Genomic DNA, 16,757 nt, shown 5'->3' on the forward strand with positions numbered 1-16,757 from the left:
GAACCAATCGGTTCGCCTTTCTATATTTAGATTCTACAAAAATTAATCTTCGTAGTTATCAATGCTTGGGCACGAGCAGATTAGGTTACGGTCGCCGTATACGTTATCTACGCGGTTTACTGTTGGCCAGTACTTCCAAGATTTGGTTGCTTTAGAAGGGAAGCAGCCAAGCTCACGAGAGTAAGGGCGATCCCATTCTTCTTTCGCTAGGTCAACTTGAGTGTGTGGCGCATTTACAAGCGGGTTGTTATCTAGCGGCCATTCACCGTTCTTAACCTTCGCCATCTCTTCACGGATTGCGATCATCGCATCACAGAAGCGGTCTAGCTCTTCTAAGTCTTCCGATTCCGTTGGCTCAACCATTAGCGTGCCTGCTACAGGGAACGACATAGTTGGTGCATGGAAACCGTAGTCCATTAGACGCTTCGCGATGTCTTCTTCGCTGATACCTGTTTCTTCTTTCAGTGGACGAATGTCGATAATACATTCGTGCGCTACACGACCGTTGGAGCCACGGTAAAGAACAGGGTAGTGAGGACGCAATTGCTCCATCACGTAGTTCGCGTTCAGAATCGCTACTTTCGTTGCGTCTGTTAGACCAGCTTCACCCATCATAGCGATGTAAGCCCAAGAGATAGGCAGGATAGACGCGCTACCCATATCCGCCGCGGATACTGCAAAGTTTTCGCCGTCTGCACCGTTTTCAATGTGACCCGGTAGGAAAGGCGCTAGGTGCGATTTCACGCCGATAGGCCCCATGCCTGGACCGCCACCACCGTGTGGGATACAGAAGGTTTTGTGTAGGTTTAGGTGAGAAACGTCTGAGCCAATAAAGCCCGGCGTTGTTAGACCAACCTGTGCGTTCATGTTTGCGCCGTCAAGGTAAACCTGACCGCCCGCTGCATGAACCATTTCACATACTTCTTTCACTTGCTCTTCGTATACGCCGTGCGTAGAAGGGTAAGTGATCATGATGCTTGATAGGTTGTCTTTGTGCTTCTCGATTTTCGCTGCTAGGTCAGTGACGTCGATGTTGCCTTCTTCATCACACTTAACCACAACTACTTTCATTGACACCATAGATGCTGTCGCAGGGTTAGTACCGTGCGCAGAGCTTGGGATCAAACATACGTTACGGTGACCTTCGCCACGGCTTTCGTGGTAGCGTTGAATCGCGATAAGACCTGCGTACTCACCTGATGCACCAGAGTTTGGTTGTAGTGAGAATGCGTCGTAGCCTGTGATTTCACATAGCTTCTCTTTAAGATCTTTTGCTAGTGCGGCGTAACCGGCTGCTTGTTCTGCTGGTGCGAACGGGTGGATCGAACCAAACTCAGGCCATGTTACTGGAATCATCTCTGCTGCTGCGTTCAGCTTCATCGTACAGCTGCCCAGTGGGATCATGCCGTGCGTTAGTGAGAAGTCTTTGTTCTCTAGCTGTTTTAGGTAACGCATCATCTGTGTTTCGCTGTGGTGTGTGTTAAACACAGGGTGCGTTAGGTATTCTGTTGTGCGGCGCAGTGCTTCTGGAATCGCTGCAAATTCGTTGCCAGCAATTTCAGTTGATAGTGCTGCGACTTCTTCTTTCACGCCGAATACTGCGAATAGGGCTTCTACGTCTGCCACGGTTGTGGTTTCGTCGAAGCTTACACCTAGCTGAGTACCCAACTTACGTAGGTTGATGTCTGCCGCTAGTGCTTTTGCGTATAGCTCTTCAGTTTGTGCACCAGTATTGATGGTGATGGTGTCGAAGAAGCTGTTGTGAGCAAGCTCGAAGCCGCCTTTAGTTAAACCAGCAGCTAGGATGGCTGTCATGTGGTGCGTACGACGAGCAATCGTGCGTAGACCTTCTGCGCCGTGGTAAACCGCGTAGAAAGACGCCATGTTCGCTAGCAGTGCTTGAGCGGTACAGATGTTTGATGTCGCTTTTTCACGACGGATGTGCTGCTCACGCGTTTGCATGGCCATGCGCAATGCTTGGTTGCCGTTAGTATCGATAGAAACACCGATAACACGACCTGGCATAGTACGCTTGTGCTTGTCACGTGTTGCCATGAAGGCTGCGTGTGGACCACCGTAACCCATAGGAACGCCGAAACGTTGTGCCGAGCCGATTGCTACGTCTGCGCCCATTTCACCCGCAGGTTTTAGTAGGGCAGAAGCCAATAGGTCAGTCGCTACCGTTACAAGCGTTTTGTTCGCTTGTGCTTTTGCGATGATGTCCGTTAGGTCACGAACTTCACCTGTTGTGCCTGGGTACTGAACTAGCGCGCCGAATACGTCTTGCTCTGGTAGTGATTCTAGAGAACCAACTAGGACTTCAAAGCCGATGAATTTCGCACGAGTTTTTACCACTTCGATGGTTTGTGGGTGAACGTCGTCAGCAACGAAGAATACGTTACTCTTGCTCTTACCCGCACGCTTACAAAGTGTCATCGCTTCTGCTGCTGCCGTTGCTTCATCAAGCAATGACGCGTTCGCGATTTCCATACCAGTAAGATCCATCACCATTTGTTGGTAGTTTAGAAGGGCTTCTAGACGACCTTGTGAGATCTCTGGTTGGTAAGGGGTGTAAGCGGTGTACCAGCCCGGGTTTTCCATCACGTTACGTAGAATTACGTTTGGCGTGAAGGTGTTGTAGTAACCCTGACCAATGAATGTACGTTTAACTTGGTTCTGATCGGCGAACTTACGCATTGCTGCCAGCATGTCTGCTTCGCTTTTCGCTTCTGCCAAGCTCATTGGCTGCTCTAGGCGAATTTGCGCTGGTACGGTTTCGTCGATAAGCGCATCAAGGCTTACTGCGTTGATCGCTTCCAACATTTTTTGTTGGTCAGATTTGTTTGGTCCATTGTGGCGAGCAACGAACTCATTCTGTGTGCTGAGGCTTTGAAGTAATTCAGTCATTGTCCTTTACCTACTCCTTGGTTCGGGTAACGGATTTACGCTACTGATAATCTAAATTATACGTCCGAACCTAGAAAAAAAGCTGTCCACTAATCGTTATGCTAGGGGACAGCTTTCGTCTCATCCTAATTACTCTTCTTCGATAGAGCTTAGGTATTCTTCCGCATCTTTTAAGTCATCCAACTCAGATGGGTTTGAAAGCTTCACTTTCACAATCCAACCACCTTCGTATGGTTCTTCGTTGATTAGCTCTGGGCTGTCTTCTAGCTCTTCGTTGATTTCAACTACTTCGCCAGTGATTGGTGAGTAGATGTCTGAAGCGGCTTTTACTGACTCAACCAAAGAAAAGCTCTCGCCCGCTTCGACTTCATCTTCCACGTCTGGTAGGTCAACGAAAACTACGTCACCTAGCATCTCTTGAGCGTGCTCTGAAATACCGATAGTTACTGTGCCGTCACCGTTGTCACGTACCCACTCGTGGCTATCTGTAAACTTCAGTGTTTTGTCCATTGCTTAATCTCCAAATAACTTGTCAGGATAGTTTCTGATTTAATAAATCTTTTATTGGTAAAGAGGGTAACGACTGCAAAGCTCTTTCACTTGCTTGCGTACGCGTTTTTCTACTTCTGCGTCACCTTCAGGGTTGTTCACCAAACCGTCCAGTACGTCACCAATCCAATTACCGATGAGTTTGAATTCTTCAGCGCCAAAGCCGCGGCTTGTACCCGCAGGCGTTCCTAAACGGATGCCCGATGTAATCATAGGCTTCTCTGTGTCGAATGGGATGCCATTTTTGTTACACGTGATGCCTGCACGCTCTAGTGCTTCTTCTGCTTTGTTACCTTTCAAGCCTTTAGGGCGAAGGTCAACCAGCATTAGGTGCGTGTCTGTACCACCGGTTACGATGTCGCAACCGCGAGTTTGCAATACTTCCGCCAGAACTTTTGCGTTGTTGATCACTGAATCAATATAAGTTTTGAATTCAGGACCAAGCGCCTCACCGAACGCGACTGCTTTAGACGCAATCACGTGCATCAGTGGGCCGCCTTGTAGGCCTGGGAATACCGCTGAGTTGATTTTCTTAATGATGTCTTCGTGGTTGGTCAGAATCATACCGCCACGTGGGCCACGCAATGTTTTGTGCGTTGTGGTTGTAACAACGTGTGCGTGAGGAAGCGGGCTAGGGTGCGCGCCTGTTGCGATAAGACCGGCAATGTGTGCCATGTCGACCATAAGAATCGCGTTTACTTCGTCTGCGATTTCACGGAATTTTGCGAAGTCGATAGTACGTGGAATAGCACTACCGCCTGCAATGATCATTTTAGGTTGGTGCTCAAGTGCTAGTTGGCGAACGTCTTCGTAGTTGATTTCTAGTGTTTCGCGGTCAACGCCATATTGAATTGCGTTAAACCACTTACCAGAAAGTGCAGGGCGTGCCCCGTGTGTTAGGTGACCACCTGCGTCCAGAGACATACCAAGAATAGTGTCGCCAGGTTGAAGTAGTGCCAGTTTTACCGCGCCGTTTGCTTGTGCGCCTGAGTGTGGTTGAACGTTTGCGTATTCACAATTGAAAAGTTTTTTCGCGCGTTCGATAGCAATGGCTTCCACTGTATCTACGTGCTCACAACCACCATAGTAACGGCGACCTGGGTAACCTTCAGCGTATTTGTTTGTTAGGCATGTGCCTTGAGCTTGCATTACCGCTTTAGACACGATGTTCTCAGAAGCGATAAGTTCGATTTGTTCGTTTTGGCGAGCGAATTCTGCCTGAATTCCAGCAAAGACAGCGTCATCTGTCGCGGAGAGGTTGGTAGAGAAAAAGTTTTCCAAGCTGTGGTTAGGGTAACTCTTGTTCATGGTAGTTGACCTTCCAAATCTGAAAATGAACCCGCAGTAGAAATAGTTGTTTGATTGCGATGGTGGCTCATTTGTCCTCAAAACAGCTGAACTGCATAGCAGAACAGAGTGACTTTCGACCCGAATAAGTGGGTTAAAACTCCGTCGGATTGTGGTTTCTCTTGTCCAATCTCTTACGGAAATGTGCATCTCTACATCTAACAAGTTGGTAACATAGCGCTTGCGGAACGAACAATCAACCAAAAATTTCCTATAGGAAACGAGATTTCTGGTTTTGTTAACAAGAGCACGCTTTAATTAACTCGGTGGACTTTTATCCACTATAGGGTTCATGCACAATGCTAATAGGAAGGAATAAAGGATATTTACAGAGGGATTTATGGCAGAAAGTATTTACGATGAATACCCGTCAATGACGTTGGCGAAAGAGCAACAAGACCAAAATATTGAACCGCTTAAGCTCGGTCAGCGCATTAAAGATATCCGCTCTAAACTTGGTATCACTTTGGAAGAGGCAAGCCAACGTACTGGACTTGCGCGTTCTACGCTAAGTAAGATCGAGAATGAACAGATTTCTCCTACGTTCCAAGCGATGCAAAAGCTAGCTCACGGATTGCAGATCGATATGCCGCAACTATTTGAACCACCAAGGAAAAAGGTGGCAACAGGGCGTCGCGATGTGACCAAAAAGAAAGAGGGCAAACCGCACCCAACCCAAACTTACGAGCACGAGCTGCTGGCGACTCAACTTTCCAATAAGAAAATGATGCCTTTTAAGAGCCAAATCCGTGCTCGCAGTTTTGACGAATACAAAGACTGGGTTCGCCATGATGGGGAAGAGTTTTTACTCATCTTATCAGGTGAGGTTATGTTTTATTCTGAGTTCTATGAGCCCGTTGTATTAAGCGAAGGCGACAGTGTGTATTACGATGCGAACATGGGTCATATGTTGACCAGTGTGAGTGAGGAAGACGCGCACATTTTGTGGGTGACTGCCAAATAGTGATAAATAGTTGTAAATTTCCTATAGTGAAAGCAAACGATTGCTATCTGTTTTGAATGCGTTATGATGGCGCTCTGTTGATGATATCTCACTCAACAGAGCGCCTTTTTTGTGCGTTTTGTTGTGATTAAAATGTTAAAAGTCACACTTTTGAAAGTCGAGCGATGTCTTGTTCGTGCAAAATTGAATCAAGCGTGTTTATTATTGGAAACACATTGAATGCCGACAGCATTCTCGGGTCTATCTAAATGGAGACGAAAATGACTCAAGAACTTCTGAAAACACCACTGCATGCACTTCATGTTGAAGTAGGCGCAAAGATGGTCCCGTTCGCGGGTTACGACATGCCAGTTCAATACCCACTAGGCGTTAAGAAAGAACACTTACACACACGTGATGCAGCAGGTCTGTTCGATGTTTCTCACATGGGTCAACTTCGTTTGATTGGCGATGGTGCGGCAGCTTTCCTAGAGACGTTAGTTCCTGTTGATATCGTAGATCTAGGCGCAGGCAAGCAACGTTATGCGTTCTTCACTAATGAGCAGGGCGGTATCATGGATGACTTGATGGTCGCGAACCTTGGTGATCATCTGTTTGTGGTTGTGAACGCAGCATGTAAAGAGCAAGACATTGCACACCTTCAAGCGCATCTTCCTTCTGGCGTTGAGCTGGAAATCATCGATGATCGTGCACTGCTTGCGATTCAAGGTCCTAAAGCAGCAGAAGTACTAGCGCGTTTTGCTCCTGAAGTAGCAGAGATGCTGTTTATGGATGTTCGTAAAGTTGAACTACTAGGCGTTGAGTGCATTGTTTCTCGTAGTGGTTACACTGGCGAAGACGGTTACGAAATCTCGGTACCGGCTGACAAAGCAGAAGAGCTTGCTCGTAAGCTAACTGGCGAAGAGGAAGTAGAGTGGATCGGTCTTGGTGCTCGTGATTCACTTCGTCTTGAATGTGGTCTGTGTCTATACGGTCATGACTTAGATACAACGACGACTCCTGTTGAAGCAAGCCTACTATGGGGCATCCAAAAAGTACGTCGCGCAGATGGTGAGCGTGCGGGCGGTTTCCCTGGTGCAGACATCATTCTTAAGCAGATCGAAACAAAAGACGTTGCTCGTAAGCGTATTGGCTTGGTTGGTCAAACAAAAGCGCCTGTGCGTGAAGGTGCAGAACTGTACGATGCAGATGGCAACAAGATTGGTGTAGTAACCAGTGGTACAGCAGGTCCAAATGCCGGTAAGCCAGTTTCTATGGGTTACGTGCGCGCCGATCTTGCGGCTATCGGTACAGAGCTATTTGCAGAAGTACGCGGCAAGATGCTACCAATGACGGTAGAAAAAATGCCTTTCGTACCGCAACGCTACTACCGTGGTTAATTAAAGCTCGTCATTCCAGCGAGCCAAAGCGAGACTAGGAATCTACTTCCCACGCGCTGTATAGCTACAGTGTCGCGTTTAGGAATAAGCAACTATTAAGTAGGTTCCATTTCGTTTCCTCTTTGAAACGAAAAGCATAAACAAAAATGCCGAGCATATTGCTCGGCATTTTTACGTTATTCTGAAGGTGTTGATTACGCGCTTAATTCTTCAATCGGGCAACACATATCGATAACCACTTCACTCAATTTGTCTGGGTGAATCATGTCTTCTTTATTCACACTAAATTGACTTGCCATGATGGTGTTGAACAATTCCCAGTGTCTGATCAGCATCTTGTCGCGGTTGTTTGCGTCTTCTGGCCATGTCTCTTGCATCATTGGAGCTAGGCTAATCGCGCCATGAGCAAATACCAGCATTTGCCATTTTGATTCCCACTGATCGATTTGGTATTCAGGGTATTCAACATTGTAGTCAGCAAAGAGGTCGGTAAAAATCGCTGCAAATTCGTCTTTCGATCTTAAGAAGTATTGCAGTAGCGCATCATCGCCTTGGCGAATCGCGTCAGCAATCATCTGCACTGGGTGAGGGTTAACCAGCGCGAACGCAAGCATTCTTACCATGAATAGGTAAATCTTTTGATTAGACGGGGTGTTTGCTGGCATTTCGTTAACCAGTTGCGCCATGTAACCCTGCATGAACTCGTCCATGGCATCACTTACGGCTTGCCAGATCTTCTCTTTGCTTCCGAAGTGGTGGCGAATCAAACTATGGGAGACACCAGCCTTTTCACTGATGTTTCGAAGCGAAACTCGTTCATAACCTAACTCACAGAACATATCTGCCGCGACTCTAAGAATCAGGCACTTAGTTTGCTCAGCGGCTTCAGCACTCCTACGGCCTTGCTTTCTCTCTGTCATAGTTCGAATTTTCCCGAATATTATTCAACGCGCCTATTTTTACCAGAAACCGGACGATTTGACTAATTATTTTATTATCCACGTGGAAAATATGTTGATCATTTTTTCATTATTCTTATACTGCACGGCTGTGTAGTAAATAAAAAGTCGATGGAGAAAGCCAGTGCGAAAACAATACCTAAAGCGCACATTTGTCGGAGCAGCGGTGGCATTGAGCCTCGCTACGATGCTGACAGGGTGTAACAAAGCCGTATCAGAACCGTCCGAGCCATTAATCAAACCTGTAAAATTACTTGCTGTTAATGATCTGACTGTTGCCGATTCCGATGCATTCCTTGCGCGAATAGATGCAACGTACAGAGCCCAACTTTCATTTCAGGTTGGTGGCGAAATTGAGAAGTTGATCGTCAGAATGGGCGAGGAAGTGAAGCAGGGGGATGTCCTTGCAACGCTAGACCCAAAAGATCTGCAATTGGCGCTTGATGCGTCGCAAGCGCAATATTCGTTAGCGAAAACCCAATGGGAACGCTCGAAAAGCTTGTACAACAAGAAGCTGATCAGTACTGATAGCTATGACCAGCAAGAAACCCAGTACAAAGCCGCACTGGCAAACCTTGAGCAAGCAAAAACAGACTTAAGCTACACAGAGATTCATGCACCGTTTGATGGTGTTGTTTCTTACACCTACGTGAAGCCGTACCAAGTTGTCGCGGCGAAACAAGAAATTCTAAACCTTATCGACAATACCACGTTGGATGTGTCGTTCACTTTGCCCGTCACGTATGCAGAAGCGGTGTCACTGAACACATTAAAAGACGCGGAAATGTGGGTAACGATGGATAGCGAACCAAACAATCGCATTCAAGGCACATTCAAAGAGATTTCGACTCAACCAAACGCAGACACTAACAGTTATGAAGCGATTGTGACCATTACTCGTCCGTCTGATCGTAACTTGCTGACGGGGATGACAGGTCAAGTTCATATCGCTAAGCAAAATGTTTCGGATGCTGTAATGCTGCCAAGCGCGGCGTGGGTAAGCAAAAGCGAAACTCAAGGCGAAGTTTGGGTGATGGACAGTGAAACACAACAGGTGAATAAAGTGACCTTGTCACTAAATGAAAATGGTGGTGTGGAGTCGGGTTTAGACAAGAACGATTATGTTGTCATCGCGGGTGTTGAGCGCCTAGTTGAAGGTCAAGTGGTGAAAGCTTGGGTTCGTGAGGAAGGTATTTAATGAAACGTTCACTATTTACAGTTTCTGCTATTGCGCTTGCAGTGCTGACTGGTTGTAACAGCAACGAAGAAGTCGCTGTTGAACAGCCTTTGTATGTGTCGACGGTCTCTGTCGATGTTCCAGTAAAGAGCCAGTTCCGTACCTTTAAGGGACAAGTGGTGCCTGCTGAACAAACTCCGATTGCGTTTCGTCGAGCCGGTGAGGTGCAACATGTGTTGGTGAAAGCTGGTGACACAGTCAAAGAAGGTCAGATGATCGCTAAGCTTGATGACAGTAAAGAGAAGCAAGCAGTCAATGATGCCGAGGCGCAATACACGCTTGCTATTCGTCAGCTTAAACGTGGAGAAGAGTTGCACAGCCGCCAAATGATTTCGAAAGCGGAGCTAGACGAACTGACGGCAAACAAGGAGCTGGCAGAAGCGAACTTCTATAACGCGACAAACCAGTTGAATTACACCCGTTTGTTTGCCCCGTTTGCAGGCAAAGTTTCTGACGTATTTAAAGAGCGTTTCGAGCGTGTTGCAATTGGTGAGCCGGTTCTAAACCTTTATCAAAGTGACAAAGTGTACGTTCGTATTGAGCTGTCAGATAACGTATTAGCAATGGTGAACCCAAACACTCAAAGCATGAGTTACCAACCTCAAGCTACGTTCTCTGGTGATGAAAAGCGGTATCAGTTGAACTACTTGGAGCACACCAGTGAGCCAAATGCGCAAACACAAACTTACCAAATGTACCTGACGATGCCTCAGCCTGAGCAAGAGGTTTTGCCGGGCACAAGCGTAAGCGTGTCGGTTGATATGGTAGTGGCAGGCATTACGTCTATTGATGGCTACAACATCCCAATGACAGCGCTGCAAGCGGGCAGCCATGACGGTGAGTTTTTCGTTTGGAAATTAAATGGTGACGCGGTCACAAAAGTTGCCGTGACCATCAATCAAGTTAATGGTGAAGGTGCGATTGTGTCCTCGGGTGTTGCTCAAGGCGATGTATTAGTGAATTCCAGCTTACGCAAACTTCGTGAAGGTAAGCATGTGGACGTGGTGGAGAAAGTACAATAATGAGCATTGCTGAATACTCAATTAAGAACAAAGTCATCAGCTGGCTGTTTATCGTTATTCTTGCGATCGGCGGTGTAACGTCGTTCTTAGAACTTGGTCGATTAGAAGACCCGGCATTTACCATTAAGGATGCGATGGTGATTGCGACTTATCCGGGCGCGACCTCTAAAGAAGTGGAAGAAGAACTAACTTATCCGCTTGAAAAAGAGATCCGTAAGTTGCCTTATATCGATAAGATCACGTCAACGTCTTCGAGTGGTATGTCACAGATTATGGTGAGCATGAAGATGGACTACGGTCCTGATGAACTGCCGCAGATCTGGGATGAAATGCGTCGTAAGATCAACGATTTGCAACCAACTTTGCCGCAAGGTGTTCAATCTCTGCAAATCATTGATGACTTTGGCGACGTGTACGGCGTGATGTTAATGCTCACAGGTGATGACTATGATTACATCGAACTAAAGCGTTACGCGGACCAACTTACGCGTGAGCTTGAACTTATCGACGGTGTGGGCAAAGTGGACATTGCTGGTGATCAGCAAGAGATGCTTTTCGTTGAAATCTCTCTTGATCGTTTAGCTGCGCTTAACCTAGACATGAACGTGATTTCTGGTTTGCTGAACCAACAGAACAATGTGGTTTCTGCTGGTGAAGTGATGGTGAACGGCGAGAGTCTAATTATTCGTCCTAGCGGCACATTAAACACCGTAGAAGCCTTGGAAAACCTGATTATTCACGGTCGTGATACAGGTAATCTGATCCGCCTAAAAGATGTTGCAACCATCAGCCGTGGCATTCAAGAAAAACCGGGCAATGTTCTATTGTTCAACGGTAAGAAAGCGATCAACATTGGTATCTCGTTTGCGTCAGGTGTGAACGTGGTAGAAGTGGGGCAACGTATTGAAGCGGAACTGGCAAGCCTTGAAACGATCAAGCCTGCTGGTATCGATATGAACTATTTCTACAACCAGTCACAAGAAGTGGATGACTCGGTAAAAGCGTTTGTTATTAGCTTGGCAGAAGCGGTTGCGATCGTAATTATTGTACTGTTGTTCACCATGGGGCTGCGTAGTGGTTTGATCATTGGTTTGGTTCTGCTGTTGACGGTATTCGGTACCTTCATATTAATGAACTACAACAATATCGAGCTGCACCGTATCTCGCTGGGGGCACTTATCATTGCCCTCGGTATGCTGGTGGATAATGCCATTGTTGTTGTCGAAGGGATATTGGTTGGTCTTAAGAAGGGTCGTACTAAAGTTCAAGCGGCTACGGATATTGTAAAACAAACCCAGTGGCCATTACTTGGTGCTACCGTTATTGCGATCACTGCTTTCGCACCTATCGGTTTATCTCAAGACGCGACGGGTGAGTTTATGGGCTCGTTGTTCTGGGTATTGTGTTTCTCGCTATTTTTAAGCTGGATTACTGCAATTACGCTAACGCCGTTTCTAGCAGATCTTCTATTGAAAGAAGAAGACAAAGGCGCGGACGCTGAAGATGAAGACCCATACAAAGGCTGGTTGTTCGTTGCATTTGGTGCGTCTTTGAAGCTTGCACTTCGTTTTCGTTGGTTGACCGTTGCCGGCATGGTGGCGTTACTTGTGGGTGCAGTGGTTGCGTTTGGTAGTGTTAAGCAACAGTTCTTCCCACCTTCAAATACACCGATGTTCTACGTTGATATGTGGATGCCTGAAGGCACAGATATTCGTGAAACCATCAAGAAAGCAGAAGAAGTAGAAAGCTACATTCGTACGCAAGATGATATTGATTTTGTTTCTGCCTCGATTGGTCAAGGTTTGCAGCGTTTCGCTCTGACTTACCAGCCGGAAAAGAGTTACGAAGCTTACGCACAGTTCCAAGTTCGTACTACGGACCGTGACAACATGTTCAAGCTTCTGCACAAGCTAGACGACAATCTAGCGAAGACGTTTGATAAGCCAACGTTTCAGTTCAAGCTGATGGAGTTTGGTCCGTCGCCAGCTTCTAAGATTGAGGCACGTATTACTGGTCCAGATCCACAAGTGCTGCGTGAGCTAGCAGTACAAGTAGAAGACATTCTGCACACTGACCCAGGCGCTCGCAACATTCGTCACGATTGGCGTGAGCGTACTAAAGAGCTTGTACCGGTATTTAACGAATCAAAAGCGCGTCGCTTAGGTATTTCGAAGCAAGATCTTTCAAGTACGCTACAAATGGCGTTTGGCGGTAGCACACTAGGCTTCTTGCGCGATGGTACGCATATTCTGCCTATCATGACGCGTCTACCAGAAGCGGAACGTGTTGACTTTGAATCGCTGCAAAACGTGAACATTTGGAGTCCATCGTTACAGACGTACATCCCAGTTGATCAAGTGATTGACGGTGTGAAATTGGATTGGGATGAGCCGTTGATTCAACGTCGTGACCGTAAACGTACTCTAACGGTACTGGCTGACCACGACGTATTGAGTGACGATACCGCGGCAAGCTTGTTTGCTCGTGTACAACCAAAAGTGATGGCGCTACACATTCCAGAAGGGTACGAAATTACTTGGGGTGGTGAATACGAGTCATCAAAAGATGCGCAAGAAGGGCTGTTTGGCTCATTGCCAATGGGTTACCTATTGATGTTCATCATTACGATGCTTCTGTTTAACTCATTAAAGAAACCACTGGTTATTTGGTTCACGGTGCCGTTGTCTATCATCGGTGTGGCGTTTGGTCTTCTGACGACAAACATGCCATTCAGCTTTACTGCTTTCCTTGGTCTGCTGAGCTTAAGCGGTATGATTCTGAAAAACGGTATCGTACTTCTAGACCAGATTAACCTTGAGCTAGAATCGGGCAAGGATCCTTACTTAGCCATTGTTGATAGTGCGATTAGCCGTGTTCGTCCGGTAAGTATGGCGGCACTGACAACGATTCTGGGTATGATTCCACTCGTGTTTGATGCTTTCTTCGGTTCAATGGCGATTACGATTATGGCAGGCCTTGGTTTTGCTACAGTGCTAACATTGATTGTCGTTCCAGTCATGTTTGCAATTCTGTTTAAGATCAAACCAACCACTGCATAAGGGACCAACCTGACTTCTGTCAGATTCCTGCCTAGCCCTGGGGATTTTCCTCAGGGCTTTTTTGATCTTGGCGTATAGGGATGAGAAACGAGATTTGAGAAGAAAAAGAGTAGATAAAGGCGAAAAAGACAAAGTGGGTGGTTTGGTGAACACTTAACGGATTTTTATGATTTTCTTGCAAGCGATTGATAAATGATGCGTATACTAACAAAACATCATGATTAAAAGAGCGAACGCAAATGATAAATCGTGGATTACACGGACTCTTCCTTCTAGGTTCACTAACGCTTATTGGCTGTTCTTCTACAGACAGTGTTTCTACAAATACCACAGCTCCTGAAGCGCCTGTGGAAATCAAAAGTGTCGATGCGGCAACTATCGCAACTTGGATCGACCAAAGCATTTTGAATCCTGAAGGGCTTTCTCTAGAAAACGATAAAATTCGTTACCTAACAGGCTCCGCGGATTTAAATAGCGATGGAGTAGCGGAGCACTTTGTATTGCTTCAAGATCGCTATTTCTGCGGCAGTGGCGGTTGTAGCGCGTATATGTTTGACAACAACGGCAAGGTTCTTAACCGCATGTCAGTTACGAGAACGCCAGTTGTTTTGGCTGACAGTTACAGCAATGGTTGGCAAGACTTTATTGTGTGGAGCAACGGCGCATATCGTCAAATGAGCTTCAATGGTAACACTTACCCAAGTAACCCGTCGTTAGAGCCAAAAATTGACCGTGATACTAAGGTACAGACTGCGCTTGCTTATGTGATGGCAACTGAACTTTACCAGCAAGATGGTTATGACATTATGCCGGCAGAAGACCAAGAAATTTGGACGCCAGCCAATGTTTATCATTTTACGTTTAAGCATTACGGCGACCCACACAGTGTCTACCAAGCGACGGTAGACATGAACACGGGGGATGTCGATATTGAAGCGATACCGATGCAGAAGTAGGTCTTGCAAGTACATGATGAAAAAATAAGTATCGGTTAAACAGACCCGAACAAGAAAAGGGCGACAGCTATTAAAATTAGTGTCGCCCTTTGTGGTTCCTATGTGTTTGCTTTTTCTTTGATTATTAGAACTTGTACGTTGCGCCCGCATAGAAAGAGCCGATCTGGATGTCGGTATCTTTGCTCGAACGGGTTGAATCGACGTTGAAGTGGTCCATCTCATACGCCGCACGGAAAGTGATGTTGCTAAGCTGACGTGGTGTATATTCAAGACCAGCGCCGACGCGAAGTAATAACTCGTCTTCGTCAGGTCCTAACCCTTCCGGGATATCAACCGAGATATATCCCAAGCCTAATGTCGCAAATGGTCGCAAACCGTTGTCGAAGGTATAACCAATATTTGCCGCGACGGAGACACTGTTTACATCCAAATCTAACGGGGTGTGCTTAAGCTTAATATCACCATAATCTGTGTATTGTGCTTCAACACCAACGATACGATTGAACTGATACCCTCCGATAAGTTTAAAGGTTGTACCGTCACCATCGAGCTGTGTGAATGGGTCATCATCGCTATAGGTAGTATTACCGATACCACCTCCCAAATAAAAACCGGACACGTCTTTTGAGTCATTTGCTTGGGCTTGAATACTGCCCAGTGCTAGAAGAAGGATGACTGCTTTTTTCATTGTTATTTACCTCTGTATTACTGTCTGTCTTGTTGTGTTTAAAACAGTGTTCATTATCCGAGTGAGGCGATGAAAAACTAAACAAAAAGTAAACAAAAACCAAATAATTTCAATCGATTTAGATACTTACGAAATTGTGTGTTTTTTGTGTAATCAGAGGCTGTTCATCGCAATTTATTGATGATGCAATGCAGAGCTGCTGGGCGATTCAGTGCGATGGTGTGAATTGTGAACACTGAGAGTTTTCTGATTTGATTTTGCAAACCTAACCTATAATTCAAGGAGTTGAGAAAATAGTGAGACTGTATGCATAGAATCTATTTCGCCAATTTAATCCTCGATCCGACGACAAGGAAATTGTCCAATTCACGAGGCAGTGATGTACCGTTAAGGCCGCTCCCTTATCAAGTGTTGAACCTGTTGATTGAAAAACAGGGTGTTCATGTCACTCGAGAGGAGTTATTTGAAACGTGTTGGGATGGTTCGGTAGTCACGGATCAAGCACTAACTAATGTCATCTCGGGCTTGAGAAAGAAGCTAGGGCAGTTGGATGCAAAAGGCGTAAAGATAAAAACCGTTAGCAAAATTGGCTATTTACTAGAAATTGATGACGACGCTAAACCCACTAAACAAAAAGTGCAGATCCCGGATTTAGAAACATTGGAACCAGAGTCCGGCGAAACGGTTAGAACTTCCGTTCAAAGACCAACTGAATCGCGAGATAAGGCATTGAACTTGGCACCAATGCTGAGCTTGCTACTTGTTTTAGCACTTGGTTCAGTATTGTATTTTCGTCCTTTCGCGCCACATCCTGATTTCCTCAATAATTCTGAATATGACGACTTTTCCATCTCTGAAACGGACTTTTATTTTTACGACCTCAAACATGATGAGCTTAATCTTACGGCTTTGGCAACCAGTCTGAATGATGATTCATTTCCTGTCTGTCCGGCAATTGTTTATTTACGCGTTTCCGAATCAGCTTATCAAGAAGGTGCGTACATTTTGCGTGCCTTTGCGTTTGCTAAAAATAGCAATAAGAACGTCAACTACATTAACTTCTCACTTGAGATTGAGTCGTTAAAAGAGACGCTCTTGGAGAGCATGAGGAGGACGGACGCAATATGCAAATAAACAAACTCGCCGTGCTTAATATCGGATTGACACTCGCTTTAGTTGGCGTTGTCGTACATCAAAAGTACTTTCAGTCGGATGAGATTACTGGGTCCCGCTGGGCTTGTGCGACCTATGAAGAGGACTTTATCACGAAAGGCTATCGACGATACGAGCACATCAAAGATCGCTCTGTAGTGGTGTTTAGCTCCGATAGGGACATGTATATCTTTCAAAAAGGTTCACTTCTGACTAAGACGGGTGAAAGTAAAGAATACGAAATGATTTTCAATGGTAAGTATAAGGTCGATGGACATGAGTTATCAGTGGATTATCAAAAGGTAAGCTGGAATCACCAACCGACAGAAAGTGAAGTGTTTATCCGTGACATGAACTCGTATGTTGGAACGAAAACGGACTTTATTTATAAAGTTGAAAATGACCGTTTGTTCTTTTTCAATCAAAGCGAAACAGAGGAAAGTAACTTTGTTTGTTACCGCATTTAGTCATCCATTCGTTTTTTCATATTTAGTTATCTGACCACGCTTCTGTTCGCCTCTCTACAATAAAAAACACC

Annotated in this window: 13 protein-coding genes; 8 read left to right on the forward strand and 5 right to left on the reverse strand. The window is 45.8% G+C overall.

The window, feature by feature from the left end; all coding sequences use genetic code 11:
- Positions 1-42: 42 nt before the first annotated feature.
- From gcvP to ABMY42_RS03455, 3 genes are all read right to left on the reverse strand, one after another.
- On the reverse strand, positions 43-2,907 hold the full coding sequence (gcvP, locus tag ABMY42_RS03445; protein WP_269986986.1) for an aminomethyl-transferring glycine dehydrogenase: 2,865 nt from the start codon (positions 2,905-2,907) through the stop codon (positions 43-45).
- A 129-nt stretch (positions 2,908-3,036) separates the two neighbouring features.
- On the reverse strand, positions 3,037-3,417 hold the full coding sequence (gene gcvH / locus ABMY42_RS03450; protein WP_005451648.1) for a glycine cleavage system protein GcvH: 381 nt from the start codon (positions 3,415-3,417) through the stop codon (positions 3,037-3,039).
- A 51-nt stretch (positions 3,418-3,468) separates the two neighbouring features.
- Positions 3,469-4,764 carry a serine hydroxymethyltransferase gene (locus ABMY42_RS03455; RefSeq protein ID WP_274793067.1) on the reverse strand — a complete coding sequence of 432 codons (1,296 nt, stop codon included), beginning with the start codon at positions 4,762-4,764 and terminating at the stop codon, positions 3,469-3,471.
- A gap of 379 nt (positions 4,765-5,143) precedes the next feature.
- On the opposite strand from ABMY42_RS03455, the gene ABMY42_RS03460 reads away from it, so the two are divergent.
- Both ABMY42_RS03460 and gcvT read left to right on the forward strand, forming a co-directional pair.
- The gene (locus ABMY42_RS03460; RefSeq protein ID WP_005431308.1) at positions 5,144-5,767 is read left to right on the forward strand and encodes an XRE family transcriptional regulator; all 624 of its coding nucleotides are present in this window, start codon (positions 5,144-5,146) and stop codon (positions 5,765-5,767) included.
- A gap of 260 nt (positions 5,768-6,027) precedes the next feature.
- Positions 6,028-7,146 (forward strand): glycine cleavage system aminomethyltransferase GcvT, encoded by a 1,119-nt coding sequence (gene gcvT / locus ABMY42_RS03465; protein WP_009696728.1) that lies wholly within the window; start codon positions 6,028-6,030, stop codon positions 7,144-7,146.
- Positions 7,147-7,340: 194 nt separating this feature from the next.
- On the opposite strand, the gene ABMY42_RS03470 is transcribed toward gcvT, so the two are convergent.
- On the reverse strand, positions 7,341-8,066 hold the full coding sequence (locus ABMY42_RS03470; protein ID WP_005451652.1) for a TetR/AcrR family transcriptional regulator: 726 nt from the start codon (positions 8,064-8,066) through the stop codon (positions 7,341-7,343).
- A 163-nt stretch (positions 8,067-8,229) separates the two neighbouring features.
- Between ABMY42_RS03470 and ABMY42_RS03475 the strand changes: the two genes are divergently transcribed.
- The 4 genes from ABMY42_RS03475 (at position 8,230) to ABMY42_RS03490 (ending at position 14,379) form a co-directional block, all read left to right on the forward strand.
- Entirely contained in the window at positions 8,230-9,303 is a 1,074-nt protein-coding gene (locus tag ABMY42_RS03475; protein ID WP_017189012.1) for an efflux RND transporter periplasmic adaptor subunit, read from the forward strand.
- Positions 9,303-10,364 carry an efflux RND transporter periplasmic adaptor subunit gene (locus ABMY42_RS03480; RefSeq protein ID WP_349265985.1) on the forward strand — a complete coding sequence of 354 codons (1,062 nt, stop codon included), beginning with the start codon at positions 9,303-9,305 and terminating at the stop codon, positions 10,362-10,364. Before ABMY42_RS03475 ends, ABMY42_RS03480 begins: the two co-directional genes overlap by 1 nt.
- Entirely contained in the window at positions 10,364-13,423 is a 3,060-nt protein-coding gene (gene vmeV, locus ABMY42_RS03485; protein ID WP_005451657.1) for a multidrug efflux RND transporter permease subunit VmeV, read from the forward strand. Before ABMY42_RS03480 ends, vmeV begins: the two co-directional genes overlap by 1 nt.
- A 239-nt stretch (positions 13,424-13,662) precedes the next feature.
- Entirely contained in the window at positions 13,663-14,379 is a 717-nt protein-coding gene (locus ABMY42_RS03490; protein WP_281188739.1) for a hypothetical protein, read from the forward strand.
- A 124-nt stretch (positions 14,380-14,503) separates the two neighbouring features.
- Here the strand turns inward: ABMY42_RS03490 and ABMY42_RS03495 are convergent, their stop codons facing one another.
- Positions 14,504-15,067 (reverse strand): porin family protein, encoded by a 564-nt coding sequence (locus ABMY42_RS03495; RefSeq protein ID WP_222324954.1) that lies wholly within the window; start codon positions 15,065-15,067, stop codon positions 14,504-14,506.
- A gap of 306 nt (positions 15,068-15,373) precedes the next feature.
- Between ABMY42_RS03495 and ABMY42_RS03500 the strand changes: the two genes are divergently transcribed.
- Positions 15,374-16,201 carry a winged helix-turn-helix domain-containing protein gene (locus tag ABMY42_RS03500; RefSeq protein ID WP_349265986.1) on the forward strand — a complete coding sequence of 276 codons (828 nt, stop codon included), beginning with the start codon at positions 15,374-15,376 and terminating at the stop codon, positions 16,199-16,201.
- Entirely contained in the window at positions 16,192-16,686 is a 495-nt protein-coding gene (locus ABMY42_RS03505) for a hypothetical protein (RefSeq protein ID WP_061066395.1), read from the forward strand. Before ABMY42_RS03500 ends, ABMY42_RS03505 begins: the two co-directional genes overlap by 10 nt.
- Positions 16,687-16,757 lie beyond the last annotated feature (71 nt).

The sequence above is a fragment of the Vibrio sp. SSH13-20 genome, assembly GCF_040104475.1.
GTDB lineage: Bacteria > Pseudomonadota > Gammaproteobacteria > Enterobacterales > Vibrionaceae > Vibrio > Vibrio harveyi.